The following is a 12,510-nucleotide window of genomic DNA, read 5'->3' on the forward strand; positions in this document are numbered from 1 at the left end:
TTCCCAGGTGACGGGGCCTTGTCCATGAGCGGGCATCAGCTTCCGGAGCCTGATGCCCGCGGGGCCGGACCGGTGAACCCGTCAGCCGCCGACGTACGCGGCGAGGTGCTCGCCCGTGAGGGTGGACCGGGCCTCGACCAGAGCGGCCGGGGTGCCCTCGAAGACGACCTTGCCCCCGTCGTGTCCGGCGCCCGGGCCCAGGTCGATGATCCAGTCGGCGTGAGCCATCACGGCTTGGTGGTGCTCGACCACGATCACGGACTTGCCGGAGTCGACGAGCCGGTCGAGCAGTCCGAGCAACTGCTCGACGTCCGCGAGGTGCAGACCGGTGGTCGGCTCGTCCAGGACGTACACCCCGCCCTTGTCGCCCATGTGGGTGGCCAGCTTGAGGCGCTGGCGCTCACCGCCGGAGAGCGTGGTGAGCGGCTGCCCGAGGCTGAGGTAGCCGAGACCGACGTCCGAGAGCCGCTCCAGGATGCGGTGCGCGGCCGGGAGGCGGGCCTCGCCCTCGCCGAAGAACTCCTCCGCCTCGGCCACCGACATCGCCAGCACCTCGCTGATGTCGCGGCCGCCGAGCCGGTACTCCAGCACAGCGGCCTGGAACCGCCTGCCCTCGCAGTCCTCGCACGGGGAGGCGACGCCCGCCATCATGGCCAGGTCCGTGTAGACGACACCCGCGCCGTTGCAGGTGGGGCACGCTCCCTCGGAATTGGCGCTGAACAGCGCCGGCTTGACGCCGTTCTCCTTGGCGAACGCCTTGCGGATGGGGTCGAGCAGCCCGGTGTACGTCGCCGGGTTGCTGCGCCTGGAACCGCGGATCGGACTCTGGTCGACCGTCACCACGCCTTCGCCCGCGGGGATCGACCCGTGCACCAGGGAACTCTTGCCGGAACCGGCGACACCCGTGACGGCGACGAGCACCCCCAGCGGGATGTCGACGTCCACCTTGCGCAGGTTGTTCGCCGTGGCCCCGCGGATCTCCAGGGAGCCGGTGGCCTCGCGCACCGTCTCCTTGACCGCCGCGCGGTCGTCGAAGTGCCGCCCCGTGATGGTGTCACCGGCCCGCAGACCCGCCACGGTGCCCTGGAAGCAGACGGTGCCACCGCCGGAACCGGCGCCCGGGCCGAGGTCGACCACGTGGTCGGCGATCGCGATCGTCTCCGGCTTGTGCTCGACGACGAGGACGGTGTTGCCCTTGTCGCGCAGCCTGAGCAGCAGGTTGTTCATCCGCTCGATGTCGTGCGGGTGCAGCCCGATGGTGGGCTCGTCGAACACGTAGGTGACATCGGTGAGCGAGGAGCCGAGGTGGCGCACCATCTTGACCCGCTGTGCCTCACCGCCCGACAGCGTGCCCGCCGGCCGGTCCAGCGAGAGGTAGCCGAGGCCGATCTCCACGAACGAGTCGAGTGTGTGACGCAGGGAGGCCAGAAGGGGGGCCACCGACGGCTCCTCCAGACCGGAGACCCATGAGGCCAGGTCACGGATCTCCATCGCACAGGCGTCGGCGATGCTGACGCGCTCGATCCTGGAGGACCGGGCGTCCGCGCTGAGCCGCGTGCCGTCGCATTCAGGGCAGGTCGTGAAGGTGACCGCGCGTTCCACGAAGGCCCGGATGTGCGGCTGCATCGCTTCCTTGTCCTTGGACAGGAAGGACTTCTGGATCTTGGGGATCAGCCCCTCGTAGGTGAGGTTGACGCCGTTGACCTTGACCTTGACCGGCTCCCCGTAGAGGAAGTCCCGGAGTTCCTTCTTCGTGTAGTCGCGGATGGGCTTGTCGGGGTCGACGAAACCGGACTGGGCGTAGACCTGGACGGTCCACTGGCTGTCCGACTTCCATCCGGGGATGGTGAACGCGCCCTCCGCCAGGGACTTGGAGTCGTCGTAGAGCTGGGTCAGGTCGATGTCGGAGACCGAGCCCCGGCCCTCGCAGCGCGTGCACATCCCGCCCGTGCGGTGGAAGGTCGCCTTCTGGGCCTTGGTCCTGTTGCCGCGCTCGACCGTGATCGCGCCGCTCGCCCGGACCGAGGCGGTGTTGAAGGAGTACGCGCTGGGCGGGCCGATGTGCGGCTTCCCGAGCCTGCTGAACAGGATCCGGAGCATCGCGTTGGCGTCCGTCGCCGTGCCGACCGTGGACCGGGGATCGGCACCCATCCGCTGCTGGTCGACGCTGATCGCGGTGGTCAGCCCCTCCAGCACGTCCACCTCGGGGCGGGCGAGCGTGGGCATGAACCCCTGCACGAAGGCGCTGTAGGTCTCGTTGATCAGCCGTTGCGACTCGGCGGCGATCGTGCCGAACACCAGGGAGCTCTTGCCCGAGCCCGACACTCCGGTGAACACCGTCAGCCGCCGTTTGGGGATCTCGACGCTGACGTCCTTAAGGTTGTTCACACGCGCGCCGTGCACACGGATGCGGTCGTGGTTGTCGGACGCCTGCGGCCCGGACGACCCCGTGGTCTTCCTGGTGGTCATGCTCCTCGACTCCCCATCTGCTCGCGGGACCTCCGCGCGGTCCCCCTGCTCGACACGCTACGGGGGGGCAGGGGGCCTTTGCTTCTCCATTCCTGACCGGTCACGCGAAGCCGACGGCGCAGCGGGATGTTATTTCACAGTGCGTCACTGAATGTCCGAAGTTAAGCTGCTGTCGATCCAGAACCGCAGGGGAAGGACGCACCGTGGCCGTGGGACCCGTGGAGTACCTCGTCGTCACCTTTCCCGGCGGAAGCTTCGCCGACGCGATCGCCCCCGCCCTGTCCGACGCCGTCGCGTCCGAGGCGGTGCGCATCCTCGATCTCGCCTTCGCCCGAAGAGCCGGCGACGACGCTCCCGAGCCTGTGGCGCCGGGGGAGATGGACCCGGGCGGGCTGGTGCCCTTCGAGCCGCCGGAGGACCTTCCGGCCGGGCTGCCGCGACTCACCGACCTCGACGTACTCGGCCGCATGCCCGCCGGGAGCTCCGCCGCGCTGATCGTGTGGGAGGACCTCTGGTCGGTTCCGCTCACCCGGGTGGTCCGGGAGGCCGGAGGACAGCTGCTGGCCCACGAGCGGGTGCCGGCCGACGGCGGGGACGACGTCATCACCCTGCTCGAACGGCTCGCGGACCTGAGGCAGCGGGGAGCCATCACCGAGTCCGAGTTCTCGGAGCAGAAGACGAGGATCCTCGCCGACTGACCACTGCCGGACGGCACTCCGGTACCTCACGTTCCTTCGTCGAATACTCGCACGCCGTGCGACGTTGATTCCGACCTGCAGTCTGTCGGGAAAGAGGCATTCATCGTGCAGACCGCCCGGGCCGTCCCCGCATCGACCGTTGTCAACCTGCGCGACCTGGGCGGCATCGCCCTGGGCCGCACTCGCCGCCTGAGACAGGGAATACTCCTGCGCTCGGGCCAGCTGAGCGACTTCGACGCCGAACACGACATGGCGGTCGCCGCACTGGGCATCCGCACCGTCGTCGACCTGCGTACCGCCGAGGAACGCCGATGGGCCCCCGACCGGCTGCCGGCCGGCGCCAGGCTCTTCGTGGCCGACGTCCTCGGCGACAACCCGGGCGTGTCCCCGGCGAGGCTGCGGGCCCTGCTCGCCGACCCCGAGGGGGCGAACGCCCTGCTCGGCGGTGGCAAGGCCGAGGAACTCTTCGCGCAGACCTACCGCAAGATGGTGCTGTCCCCGGGCGCGGCCGCCGCCTACCGGGCCTTCCTGGACACGGTCGCCGACCCCCGGTCGCGTCCGCTCCTCTTCCACTGCGCGACCGGCAAGGACCGGACGGGCTGGGCCACCGCGCTGCTGCTCATGCTGGCGGGCGCCTCCCATGAGGTCGTACGGGCGGAGTTCCTCGCCGTCAACCGGGCCGTGCGCGCCGCGTACGCGCCGGCCGTGGCCCGCTTCCTGGACGAGGGAGGCGATCCGGGCATCGCCTCCGCGGTCATCGAGGCACGGCCCCGTTACCTCGAAGCCGCCCTGGACGCGATGAACGAGCGCTGGGGCGGGCTCGACGGGTACCTCGTCAAGGCGCTGCGCCCCACCCCGGCGGTGGCCGAGAGCCTCCGGGCGGACCTGGCCGTCCCCGTCTGACGGCTCGCCCGGAGACTCCCGGCGCGCGGACGGGCCCGGTGCCGTGCTCCCGCGACGCGGGGGACACGGCACCGGGCCCGTTGCGGGCGGCGCACCGCCTCAGATCTTCAGAAGCTGTTCGCCGACGTCCCGGTAGCGCTGGAGCGCGATGCGCAGTTCCTCGGTCTGTGCCTCGGTGTCCTGCCCCTGCCAGCTCGCGCGCAGCACACGCTTGCGTTCGGCCAGCGCCTCGGTCAGACCCGAGACGATCTCGTCGAACGTGCTCTCGGCCTCCTCGACCGCCCTGCGCGGGCTCTCGACGAACTCCGTGACGGCGTGCTGCATGCGCTGCGCCAGCTTGTCCTGTTCGCCGCGCGGTACCAGGGGCCCTTCCGTGCCGGCCGATCCGTCACGGCCGGTCCGCCCGGCCGTCGGCGGAACCTCGGGTGCGGTACGCGGCGCGGGAGGAACGGCCGGTTCGCCGCTGCCCGCGTGCTTCGGGTCCAGGCCCTTCCCCTCGCCCGGGGTGAGTCCGGCGGTCGCGCCGGGCTTCTCGCCGGGCGTGGTGGCGGACACGGCGCCGGGCCTGTGCTCCTGAGCGGTGGTGAGCTCGGAGTCCGGCGTCCGTCCGGGCTTTCTGCCCGTCGCCGCGGCGGGCCGGGCCTCGGGCGTGGCGCCGTTCGTGCCGGCGTCACGCAGCCGCTCCGCGGCCGGGACGGACTCCGTCGTGTGCTCGTTGCGGTCGGTCATGCTGTCGCACTGCCTTTCTTCGCTTCGTGTCGGTCCGTCCTGGTGTGCGTGTCCGGTGCGTCCGCGAGGAGCACGTCGAACAGCGCACGGGACTCGATCAGGGCCTTCCGCATCTCCTCGGTGTCGCCCTGGCCGCGTACCGCGGTGTGGACCCTGCGGTAGCCGTCCACCTCGTGGGCGTGGTGGACGGAGAGCGCGGCCGTCTGCTCCTCGAAGCCGGCGCCGTCCGGGAAGCCGCGGTCCCGGGCCAGCCGGGCCAGCAGGGCGTCGGCCGCGACGACGGCGTCCTTGGGGGAGTCGATGAACTGCTCCTGCACCTCGGTCCACCGGCGGGCGTACGCCTCGCGGGCTTCCGCCGGCAGGGGCCGCTCGGACAGCGAGCCGTGCTGCTTCACGCGCTCGGCCAGTTCGTGCTCGGCCGCCTTCGTGTCGCCGTCGTGACGGGCGACGGTCCGGTCGTACTCGGGTCCGAAGCGTCGCCGCAGCCCGTGCCCGCCGGTACCCCTCCCACGGACGAGGAAGAAGGCCAGCGCCGCCACCAGGAGTACGGCGACAACGATCAGCACAGTGGTCATGGCCGACGCTCCCGTCGGCCGGCGTTCGGTGCGTCGTGCTGTTCCACTCTCGTCAACCCCTTCCGGTGCGGGCCCGGTTCCGTGCTCGGCCCGGGCTCTGTGCACCAGCCGTGTTACCCCCTCAGGCGCGTTCATGCCGACGATGTCGCCGGTATCCTGGAAGACGCCGTCCGGCCGAGCCGCAGGGAGGCCGAACTCGCCTCATCGCGGGGCGAGTTGTGAAAGGCGTGCGGAGTGTCCGAACGCAGGCCCGCCGGTGTGAGCTCCGAGACCTGGGTGGACCGGCAGATCCGTGAGGCGGAGCAGCGCGGCGCCTTCACCGATCTCCCGGGTGCGGGAGCCCCTGCAGGGCCTCGACAAGCCGTACGACCCGATGTGGTGGATCAAGGCGAAGACGGAGCGTGAGGGGCTGTCCGCCCTCCCTCCGTCGCCGGCACTGCGGAATGCGGTGGAGGACGCCAGGGAGGAGCCGCGGGAGCGAGGTCGGAGGCAGAGGTCCGGCGCATCCTGGACGAGGCACGACGCGATCCGCGCGGCGCTCGCCCGGCCGCCGGAGGGCCCCTTGCCGAACCTCCGCCGCTGGACGTCGAGGCCCCGTCGCGCGCCGGCGGGCGGAGGGAAGCGGCCGCTGTGGCGCGGTCGGTGCCCCACGTGCGTAATACTCGCGGTATGAGATCGAGCATTACGGTCGGCCGGGGCCGGGAGGTCAGGGTCCGGCGCGCCGTCGCACGGGACGCCAGAAGGCTCACCCGCCTGGTCACGTCGTCACGTGCGTACGAGGGGCCGTACGCCCCGATGGTCGCCGGATACAGGGTGGGACCCGACTACATCGAGGCCCACGCGGTGCATGTCGCCGAAGCGGCTGACGGCCGGGTGCTCGGCTTCTACTCCCTGATCCTGTCCCCGCCGGAACTCGACCTGATGTTCGTCGCGGACGACGTCCAGGGGACGGGCGTGGGCAGGCTCCTCGTGTCCCATCTCCGCGACGAGGCACGCCGCGCGGGGCTGGACTCCGTGCGTGTGGTCGCGCACCCGCCGGCCGAGGGCTTCTACCGCGCGGTGGGCGCGGAACGCGCGGGAACCGTCCGGGCCCGTCCGCCGGCGGTGATGTGGGACCGGCCGGAATTCGTCCTGCCCACGGAACACCCGTAGAGCGCGGCCCCGGACCCCGCCGGCGGACGGGGAGTGCTACGGCCGGCCGCCGTACGGGCGGGTGATCAGCTCCATCCCGTGACCGCTGGGATCGGGGAAGTACACCCCGCGCCCGCCGTCGTTGTGATTGATCTCGCCGGGGTGCCTGCGGTGGGGATCCGCCCAGTACGTGATCCCCCGCGCCTCGATCCGCTCGAAGGCGGAGGAGAACTCCGCCTCCGACACGAGGAACGCGTAGTGCTGCACCGAGATCGAGGCGGCGGGCACGGTGGCGAAGTCGAGAGTGACCCCGTTGGACAGGACGAGCGGGACGAACGGGCCCCACTCCGCTCCCGCGGTCAGGCCGAGGATGTGCGCCAGGAACTCCGCGGACTCGCGGTTGTCCCGGCAGTGGACGATGGTGTGGTTCAGCTCGACGGACACGGTGGAATGCCTCCAGAAGGCATCTCACGGGCTACCTCCACGCCTCACCCGGACGGTGACCGGCGCGCGATGCCGTACGCCGATGTTAGGCGTGTCGTCGAGAGGCGTCGAGCCCTCGGCCCGCGGCCGGCACGCGTCCGGTGCGATGGTGGAAAGCCGGCCGCAGGCCCACCCTGGAGAGCACGGCTGGTACGCCGGCCCGTCGGCCATGTCCGTGCGGCGCCGGGATTCACAGCGGATCCGCGGGGAACCAGTACCACCTCTACGAGGTGGCGGAGGACTCCATGGGACAGATACCCACGGGCAGCGACGGAAACGGCAGAACCGATGGAGGGACCAACCCGCGCAGCGGGCGGAGAGAGACGGAGGAGGAGCGGGCCGACCGGCAGTGGGGAGAGCTCCTGCAGGAGCTCAGGGTCGCGCAGACGGGCGTCCAGATCCTTTTCGGATTCCTGCTCGCGGTGGTCTTCCAGCCCCGGTTCGCCGACCTCTCCACAACCGACCGGAACATCTACGTCGTGACCGTCATGTTCGGATCGGCGACCGCCGCGGCGCTCATCGGACCCGTGTCCTACCACCGGCTGCTCACCGGGCGCCGGATGAAGCCGCAGACGGTCACCTGGGCGTCGCGCCTCACCAAGCTGGGGCTCGGTCTGCTCTTCTGCACCATGTGCAGCACCCTCCTGCTCATACTGCGCGTCGCGCTGCACAACACGGCGGCCCTGTGGCTGGTGGGAGCGATGGCCCTGTGGTTCCTGGTCTGCTGGTTCGTCTTCCCGCTGTGGGCCATGGCACGGGGCGGCGACGGAGCGACCGGTGACGAGGACGAGGCCCGGCACACCGAGGACCGGGGCCGGCGCCCCTGAGGGTCAGCCCTCGCCGGGCTCTGCGGGGCCCCGCACATCCGTCACGGTGAAGAGCCCGCCGTCCGGGTCCCGCAGGGTCGCCTCACTGCCGTGCTGCACCTCCCGGAGTTCCACGAGGGTCCCACCGCTTCGCTGCGCCGCCTCGACGGTCGAGCTGACGTCCGGGACCGGGAACTGCACCTGCCAGTGCGGCCGCACCTGCGGATCGGGCGCGGCTTCCACCGCACCGGAACTGATCCGGGCCAGCGGGCGGCCGTTGCAGCGCACGAGGACCTCCTCCTTGACGTACGCCACCTCGCAGCCGCCCGGCTCACCGCTCTCCCAGCCGAGCACCTCGCCGTAGAAGATCGCGGCGTCGAACGCGTCCCGCGTACGCAGACGCAGCCAGGCGTGCGCCCGGTTGCCGGACGGTGCGAGGGTGGCGGCCCGCCCCGTCCACTCCCAGACACCGAAGGAGGCTCCGTCCCGGTCGGCGGCCAGCACGGCCCGTCCCTGTCCGACGGTGAGCGGGCCCACCCCCACGGTTCCGCTGCGTTCACGGATCCGGTCGGTCACGACGTCCGCGTCGCGGACCGAGAAGTACGGCATCCAGGCGACGGCCACCTGGTAGGCGGTGGCGACGGCGCCGATCCCGGCCACCGGCACACCCTGGGAGCGTGCCATCACGAACTCGCGGCCCAGGGGTCCGGGGCGGAAGGTCCAGCCGAGGACGGCGCTGTAGAAGCGCTGCGCGTCCTCGAGGTCGCGGGTCACCAGATGCACCCAGCACGGGGCGCTCGCACCGCTCAGCACCGCAGGTTCGGGAGCGGTCCGCGGATCGCTAGAGGTCATGGTCCACTGCCTTATCGTTCTGCGGCATGCCTTGTCCGGTGCCGCGCGGCCAGGACCAGCCTCATGCGCTCCGGCGACTCCCGCAACACGCCGAGGAGGGGGATCAGACCCCGCCGCGCGGGGGAGCGTTGGTGATGTCGAGGAAGACGTGCTCCGCCTCCGGCCAGTTGTCGCCGATCGACCGCTTGATCCGGACGGAGACCCGCTCCACCTCCTCGCTGTCGATCCCGGGCGCCAGATCGACCCTGGCGGCCACCAGCACGGAGTCGAGGCCCAGGCCCATGGTGAACAGCGCCGCCACGTTGTCGATCTCCGCCTGCGACGTGAGCATCTCCTCCACGCCCCGTCGGAGTTCCGGGTCGGCGGATTCCCCGATCAGCCGGTCGCGGGCGTCCCGGCCGAGCCGGAACGCGACGTAGACCAGCAGCAGCCCGATTCCCAGCGAGGCCGAGGCCTCCCAGACGGCATCGCCCGTCACCAGGTGAAGCACCATGCCCGCCATGGCCAGCAGGACGCCCAGCACGGCCGTGCTGTCCTCGGCGATGACCGTGCGCAGCGCCGGATCGCGGGCGGCGCCCTTCTCGCGGCGCAGCTGCAGCAGAGCCCGTACCAGGGAAGCCCCCTCGGCGAGCAGCGCGACGGCGAGGACGATCAGGCCGACCGTGTACCCGCCCGACGACTCCTGCTCGTCCCGGCCCAGCGCCTCGAAGCCCTGGAAGAACGAGAAGCAGCCGCCCACGACGAAGATGCCGACGGCGGCGAGGAGCGACCAGAAGTAGCGCTCCTTGCCGTATCCGAAGGGGTGGCGGGCGTCGGGCGGACGGTTGCTGCGCCGCAGCGCGGCCAGCAGGAACACCTCGTTGACGCTGTCCGCCACGGAGTGGGCGGCCTCGGAAAGGAGTGCGGGGGACCCCGAGAGGAGTCCCCCCACTGTCTTCGCCGCAGCGATCACCAGATTGGCGGCCAGGGCGACGAGGACGGTGACGCGTGTCCTGCGGTCCGACTCGGGCTGGTTCATATGCCCCCCGGTTTCATGTTCCTCCGATCGAAGACGTGAGCGCTCAGGGCCGGAAACGGCTGTCCGGCCGTACTCGTCGGCGGGCGCGGACAGCCGTGCGGAACGTGTCTCAGTCACGCCGTTCGTCGTCCTCCGGCGGCCGGACCGGCTCGTTGCCGTGGTCGCTGAGCTCGTACGGGGTCATCGCCCGGCCGTCCGCGGGGAAGTCGTCCCGGTGGTGGGGGCCGCTCTCCCGGATCTCGGTCCGGTGGTCCGGACGGGGCGGCTGCTCCTCGGGGCGCGGAGGCGGCGACTCCTTGTCACGGCGCCTCATGCCGAACCAGAAGGCGCCGATCAGCAGAACCACCACAGCGAGGCCGACCACGCCGACGACCACACCCACCGCGCCCGGTCCGTCGTCGGCGAGGGTGGCGGCGAGCGTGTCCCTTGCTCCGTTCGTTACGTCCATGCATGGCGCATACCCCGGGGAGTCGATCACAGACAGCCATTGACATGAATTCATGTTTTATGGCGATGTCAAGGTAAATGTGTTTCATATGGCGCGAATCGGCTACACGATGATCACGGGGCGGGTATCCACGCCTGGGTCTCGGGTTCCCAGGGGCACGCCCCCCATGCCGCCCCGGCTCAGGCGGCCGGCCGCCTGAGCCGGCACCGCTGGGCGCACGGCCCTCGCTCGTGTCGCAGACACGACGCCGTGGGGTGAGCCTGGAGTAAGGCCCGGGACGCACGAGGAGTGCCCCGCGGTGGTGCCGCGTGTCGTGGACGACGACTTCCCGGCCCGTGACCGCGGTGGGTCCTCCGAGGGGCGTCCGGACGCCTCCACCGAAAGGAACCATGGTGAACAGCGCGAAGGAACAGACGCAGCCGCACCAGGAGAGCGGAGACGTGGTGGTGGCGGTGACCGGCTGCCCGAAGGAGGACGCACGCACGGTCTTCGACGTGCTGCGCCGCGCCTTCGTGTCGGACCGCCCCGAGAGCGACACCCCGCAGGAGGCGTCGGACACCCGTCCCACCGTGTGGACGGCGACCGTCGACGTCTCGGAGACGAAGGCCGGTCCGGGGCCCGAACGCCTCTCCGTGCCGGTGATGGTCGAGGCGCAGGGCGGCTACTGGGCCGTCGACCGGCTGCGGACCCTCCTGGCGGACGCCTTCTCCGTACGGCTCGTCGGGACGGCGGCGGGCGACCAGGAGCAGGAGATCCGTCTGCGGCTGGAGAGCCACCGTCCCGCGTGACCACGACGCACCACACCCGAGCAGGAAGGCACGCGTAGATGGACGACACCCTGGGGGCCGTCGGCACGGAAGCGGCACGGGCCCCCTCCGACGGCGACCGTTCGACCTTCACCCTCCATGTCAACGGTGAGGAACGGACCCTGACGCTCGATCACCGCACCACGCTGCTCGACGCACTGCGTGAGCACCTCGGACTCACCGGAGCCAAGAAGGGCTGCGACCACGGGCAGTGCGGTGCGTGCACCGTCCTCGTCGAGGGGCGTCGCGCCAACAGCTGCCTCCTCCTGGCCGTCGCCCAGCAGGACGCGCACATCACCAGCGTCGAAGGGCTGGCCTCGGGTGACGAGCCGCATCCGCTGCAGTCCGCGTTCCTGGAGCGGGACGCGCTGCAGTGCGGGTACTGCACCCCGGGACAGATCTGTTCCGCCGCCGGCATGCTCGGTGAGGCCGAGGACGGCTTCCCGTCCCACGTGACCCCGTGGACCGCGCTCGCCGCGGAGGGACCGGCGCCCCTGGACCGGGACGAGATCCGCGAACGCATGAGCGGCAACCTGTGCCGGTGCGGCGCCTATCCCCACATCGTCGAGGCGATCGAGGACGTGGCCCCGTGAAGCCCTTCGCCTACCTGCGCCCCGGATCTGTGGCGGAGGCCGTCCGAGCAGGGGCCGGGCACCCCGGCGCACGCTTCCTCGGAGGCGGCACCAACCTGGTCGACCTGATGAAGCTGGGGGTGGAGTCGCCCGCTCTGCTCGTCGACGTCACCCGGCTGCCGCTGGACCGGGTCACACCCACCGCCGACGGAGGGCTCCGGATCGGCGCGACCGTACGCAACAGCGACCTCGCCGCCCACCCCGACGTGAGGCGCCGGTACCCCGCCCTGTCCCAGGCGTTGCTGGCCGGTGCGTCGGGGCAGCTGCGCAACACCGCCACCACCGGCGGGAACCTGCTCCAGCGCACCCGCTGCCCCTACTTCCAGGACGTCTCCAAACCCTGCAACAAGCGGACTCCCGGATCGGGCTGCCCGGCACGTGAGGGCGCGCACCGCGATCTGGCGGTGCTGGGCCACTCGCAGGAGTGCGTCGCCACCAACCCCTCGGACATGGCGGTCGCCCTCGCCGCCCTCGACGCCACGGTGCAGCTGCACGGCCCCGAGGGAGAACGGACCGTCCCGGTGACCGACTTCCACCGGCTCCCGGGGGACAACCCCGACCAGGACACGGTGATCCGTCCGGGCGAACTGCTCACCGAAGTGGTGCTGCCGCCACCGCCGGACGGCGCCGTCTCCCTGTACCGCAAGGCACGGGACCGCGCCTCGTACGCCTTCGCCCTGGCCTCCGTCGCGGCGGTGCTCGGCGTCCGTGACGGCCGGGTCGAGCGGGTGGCGCTGGCGTTCGGCGGGCTCGCGCACCGGCCGTGGCGAGCCCGAGTCGCCGAGGACATGATCCGCGGGGCGCAGCCCGTCGAGGACGTCCTGACCCGTGCGGTGGACGCGGAGCTCGCCGCCGCCACCCCCCTGCGCGACAACGGCTTCAAGGTCGTCCTGGCCCGGAGGCTGGCCGTCGCCGCCCTCACCGAGCTCGGCTCCCGGACAGGAAGCGCCTGATCCGCGA

At 71.5% G+C, this 12,510-nt stretch carries 15 protein-coding genes; 8 read left to right on the forward strand and 7 right to left on the reverse strand.

The annotated features are described in order from the left end of the window. Positions 1-81 precede the first annotated feature (81 nt). Entirely contained in the window at positions 82-2,469 is a 2,388-nt protein-coding gene (locus tag ACFXOA_RS21920; protein WP_385030984.1) for an ATP-binding cassette domain-containing protein, read from the reverse strand. Between the two features lie 203 nt (positions 2,470-2,672). Here ACFXOA_RS21920 and ACFXOA_RS21925 point away from each other — a divergent pair, with 203 nt between their 5' ends. Together ACFXOA_RS21925 and ACFXOA_RS21930 are read left to right on the forward strand one after the other, a co-directional pair. Further along, on the forward strand, positions 2,673-3,167 hold the full coding sequence (locus ACFXOA_RS21925; RefSeq protein WP_385030987.1) for a DUF6325 family protein: 495 nt from the start codon (positions 2,673-2,675) through the stop codon (positions 3,165-3,167). 105 nt (positions 3,168-3,272) lie between these two features. Then, positions 3,273-4,070 carry a tyrosine-protein phosphatase gene (locus ACFXOA_RS21930; RefSeq protein WP_385030990.1) on the forward strand — a complete coding sequence of 266 codons (798 nt, stop codon included), beginning with the start codon at positions 3,273-3,275 and terminating at the stop codon, positions 4,068-4,070. A gap of 99 nt (positions 4,071-4,169) precedes the next feature. Here the strand turns inward: ACFXOA_RS21930 and ACFXOA_RS21935 are convergent, their stop codons facing one another. Together ACFXOA_RS21935 and ACFXOA_RS21940 are read right to left on the reverse strand one after the other, a co-directional pair. Continuing rightward, positions 4,170-4,799, reverse strand: coding sequence for a hypothetical protein (locus tag ACFXOA_RS21935; RefSeq protein ID WP_385030993.1), 630 nt, complete (start codon positions 4,797-4,799; stop codon positions 4,170-4,172). After that, positions 4,796-5,374 (reverse strand): hypothetical protein, encoded by a 579-nt coding sequence (locus tag ACFXOA_RS21940; protein WP_385030996.1) that lies wholly within the window; start codon positions 5,372-5,374, stop codon positions 4,796-4,798. Before ACFXOA_RS21940 ends, ACFXOA_RS21935 begins: the two co-directional genes overlap by 4 nt. A gap of 276 nt (positions 5,375-5,650) precedes the next feature. On the opposite strand from ACFXOA_RS21940, the gene ACFXOA_RS21945 reads away from it, so the two are divergent. Beyond that, complete coding sequence (locus ACFXOA_RS21945) at positions 5,651-5,779, forward strand: DnaJ family domain-containing protein (RefSeq protein ID WP_385031105.1); 129 nt, start codon at positions 5,651-5,653, stop codon at positions 5,777-5,779. Positions 5,780-6,043: 264 nt separating this feature from the next. Next, a complete protein-coding gene (locus ACFXOA_RS21950; RefSeq protein WP_385030999.1) occupies positions 6,044-6,526 on the forward strand; it encodes a GNAT family N-acetyltransferase in 483 nt (160 codons plus the stop codon). A 36-nt stretch (positions 6,527-6,562) separates the two neighbouring features. Here the strand turns inward: ACFXOA_RS21950 and ACFXOA_RS21955 are convergent, their stop codons facing one another. Continuing rightward, a complete protein-coding gene (locus ACFXOA_RS21955; protein WP_385031002.1) occupies positions 6,563-6,949 on the reverse strand; it encodes a VOC family protein in 387 nt (128 codons plus the stop codon). 284 nt (positions 6,950-7,233) lie between these two features. On the opposite strand from ACFXOA_RS21955, the gene ACFXOA_RS21960 reads away from it, so the two are divergent. Beyond that, positions 7,234-7,815, forward strand: a complete 582-nt coding sequence (locus ACFXOA_RS21960) for a DUF6328 family protein (protein WP_385031005.1) — start codon at positions 7,234-7,236, stop codon at positions 7,813-7,815. A gap of 3 nt (positions 7,816-7,818) precedes the next feature. Here ACFXOA_RS21960 and ACFXOA_RS21965 read toward each other — a convergent pair whose 3' ends face one another. The 3 genes from ACFXOA_RS21965 to ACFXOA_RS21975 form a co-directional block, all read right to left on the reverse strand. Next, complete coding sequence (locus tag ACFXOA_RS21965) at positions 7,819-8,646, reverse strand: VOC family protein (RefSeq protein ID WP_385031008.1); 828 nt, start codon at positions 8,644-8,646, stop codon at positions 7,819-7,821. 103 nt (positions 8,647-8,749) lie between these two features. Beyond that, a complete protein-coding gene (locus ACFXOA_RS21970; RefSeq protein WP_385031011.1) occupies positions 8,750-9,664 on the reverse strand; it encodes a cation diffusion facilitator family transporter in 915 nt (304 codons plus the stop codon). 109 nt (positions 9,665-9,773) lie between these two features. Then, entirely contained in the window at positions 9,774-10,112 is a 339-nt protein-coding gene (locus ACFXOA_RS21975) for a DUF6479 family protein (RefSeq protein WP_385031014.1), read from the reverse strand. Between the two features lie 392 nt (positions 10,113-10,504). On the opposite strand from ACFXOA_RS21975, the gene ACFXOA_RS21980 reads away from it, so the two are divergent. From ACFXOA_RS21980 to ACFXOA_RS21990, 3 genes are read left to right on the forward strand one after another with little or no spacing between them, the layout of a single operon-like run. After that, positions 10,505-10,900 (forward strand): hypothetical protein, encoded by a 396-nt coding sequence (locus tag ACFXOA_RS21980; RefSeq protein WP_385031108.1) that lies wholly within the window; start codon positions 10,505-10,507, stop codon positions 10,898-10,900. A gap of 38 nt (positions 10,901-10,938) precedes the next feature. Beyond that, positions 10,939-11,511, forward strand: a complete 573-nt coding sequence (locus ACFXOA_RS21985) for a 2Fe-2S iron-sulfur cluster-binding protein (protein ID WP_385031017.1) — start codon at positions 10,939-10,941, stop codon at positions 11,509-11,511. Further along, positions 11,508-12,503 (forward strand): FAD binding domain-containing protein, encoded by a 996-nt coding sequence (locus ACFXOA_RS21990; protein WP_385031020.1) that lies wholly within the window; start codon positions 11,508-11,510, stop codon positions 12,501-12,503. Before ACFXOA_RS21985 ends, ACFXOA_RS21990 begins: the two co-directional genes overlap by 4 nt. Positions 12,504-12,510 lie beyond the last annotated feature (7 nt).

Source organism: Streptomyces sp. NPDC059166 (assembly GCF_042755185.1).
Lineage (GTDB): Bacteria > Actinomycetota > Actinomycetes > Streptomycetales > Streptomycetaceae > Streptomyces.

Bases quoted from the DNA above. Each gene is read 5' to 3' on its own strand.
- ACFXOA_RS21920 (WP_385030984.1), bottom strand. From the start codon at position 2,469: ATGACCACCAGGAAGACCACGGGGTCGTCCGGGCCGCAGGCGTCCGAC.
- ACFXOA_RS21935 (WP_385030993.1), bottom strand. From the start codon at position 4,799: ATGACCGACCGCAACGAGCACACGACGGAGTCCGTCCCGGCCGCGGAG.
- ACFXOA_RS21940 (WP_385030996.1), bottom strand. From the start codon at position 5,374: ATGACCACTGTGCTGATCGTTGTCGCCGTACTCCTGGTGGCGGCGCTG.
- ACFXOA_RS21950 (WP_385030999.1), top strand. From the start codon at position 6,044: ATGAGATCGAGCATTACGGTCGGCCGGGGCCGGGAGGTCAGGGTCCGG.
- ACFXOA_RS21960 (WP_385031005.1), top strand. From the start codon at position 7,234: ATGGGACAGATACCCACGGGCAGCGACGGAAACGGCAGAACCGATGGA.
- ACFXOA_RS21965 (WP_385031008.1), bottom strand. From the start codon at position 8,646: ATGACCTCTAGCGATCCGCGGACCGCTCCCGAACCTGCGGTGCTGAGC.
- ACFXOA_RS21970 (WP_385031011.1), bottom strand. From the start codon at position 9,664: ATGAACCAGCCCGAGTCGGACCGCAGGACACGCGTCACCGTCCTCGTC.
- ACFXOA_RS21975 (WP_385031014.1), bottom strand. From the start codon at position 10,112: ATGGACGTAACGAACGGAGCAAGGGACACGCTCGCCGCCACCCTCGCC.
- ACFXOA_RS21985 (WP_385031017.1), top strand. From the start codon at position 10,939: ATGGACGACACCCTGGGGGCCGTCGGCACGGAAGCGGCACGGGCCCCC.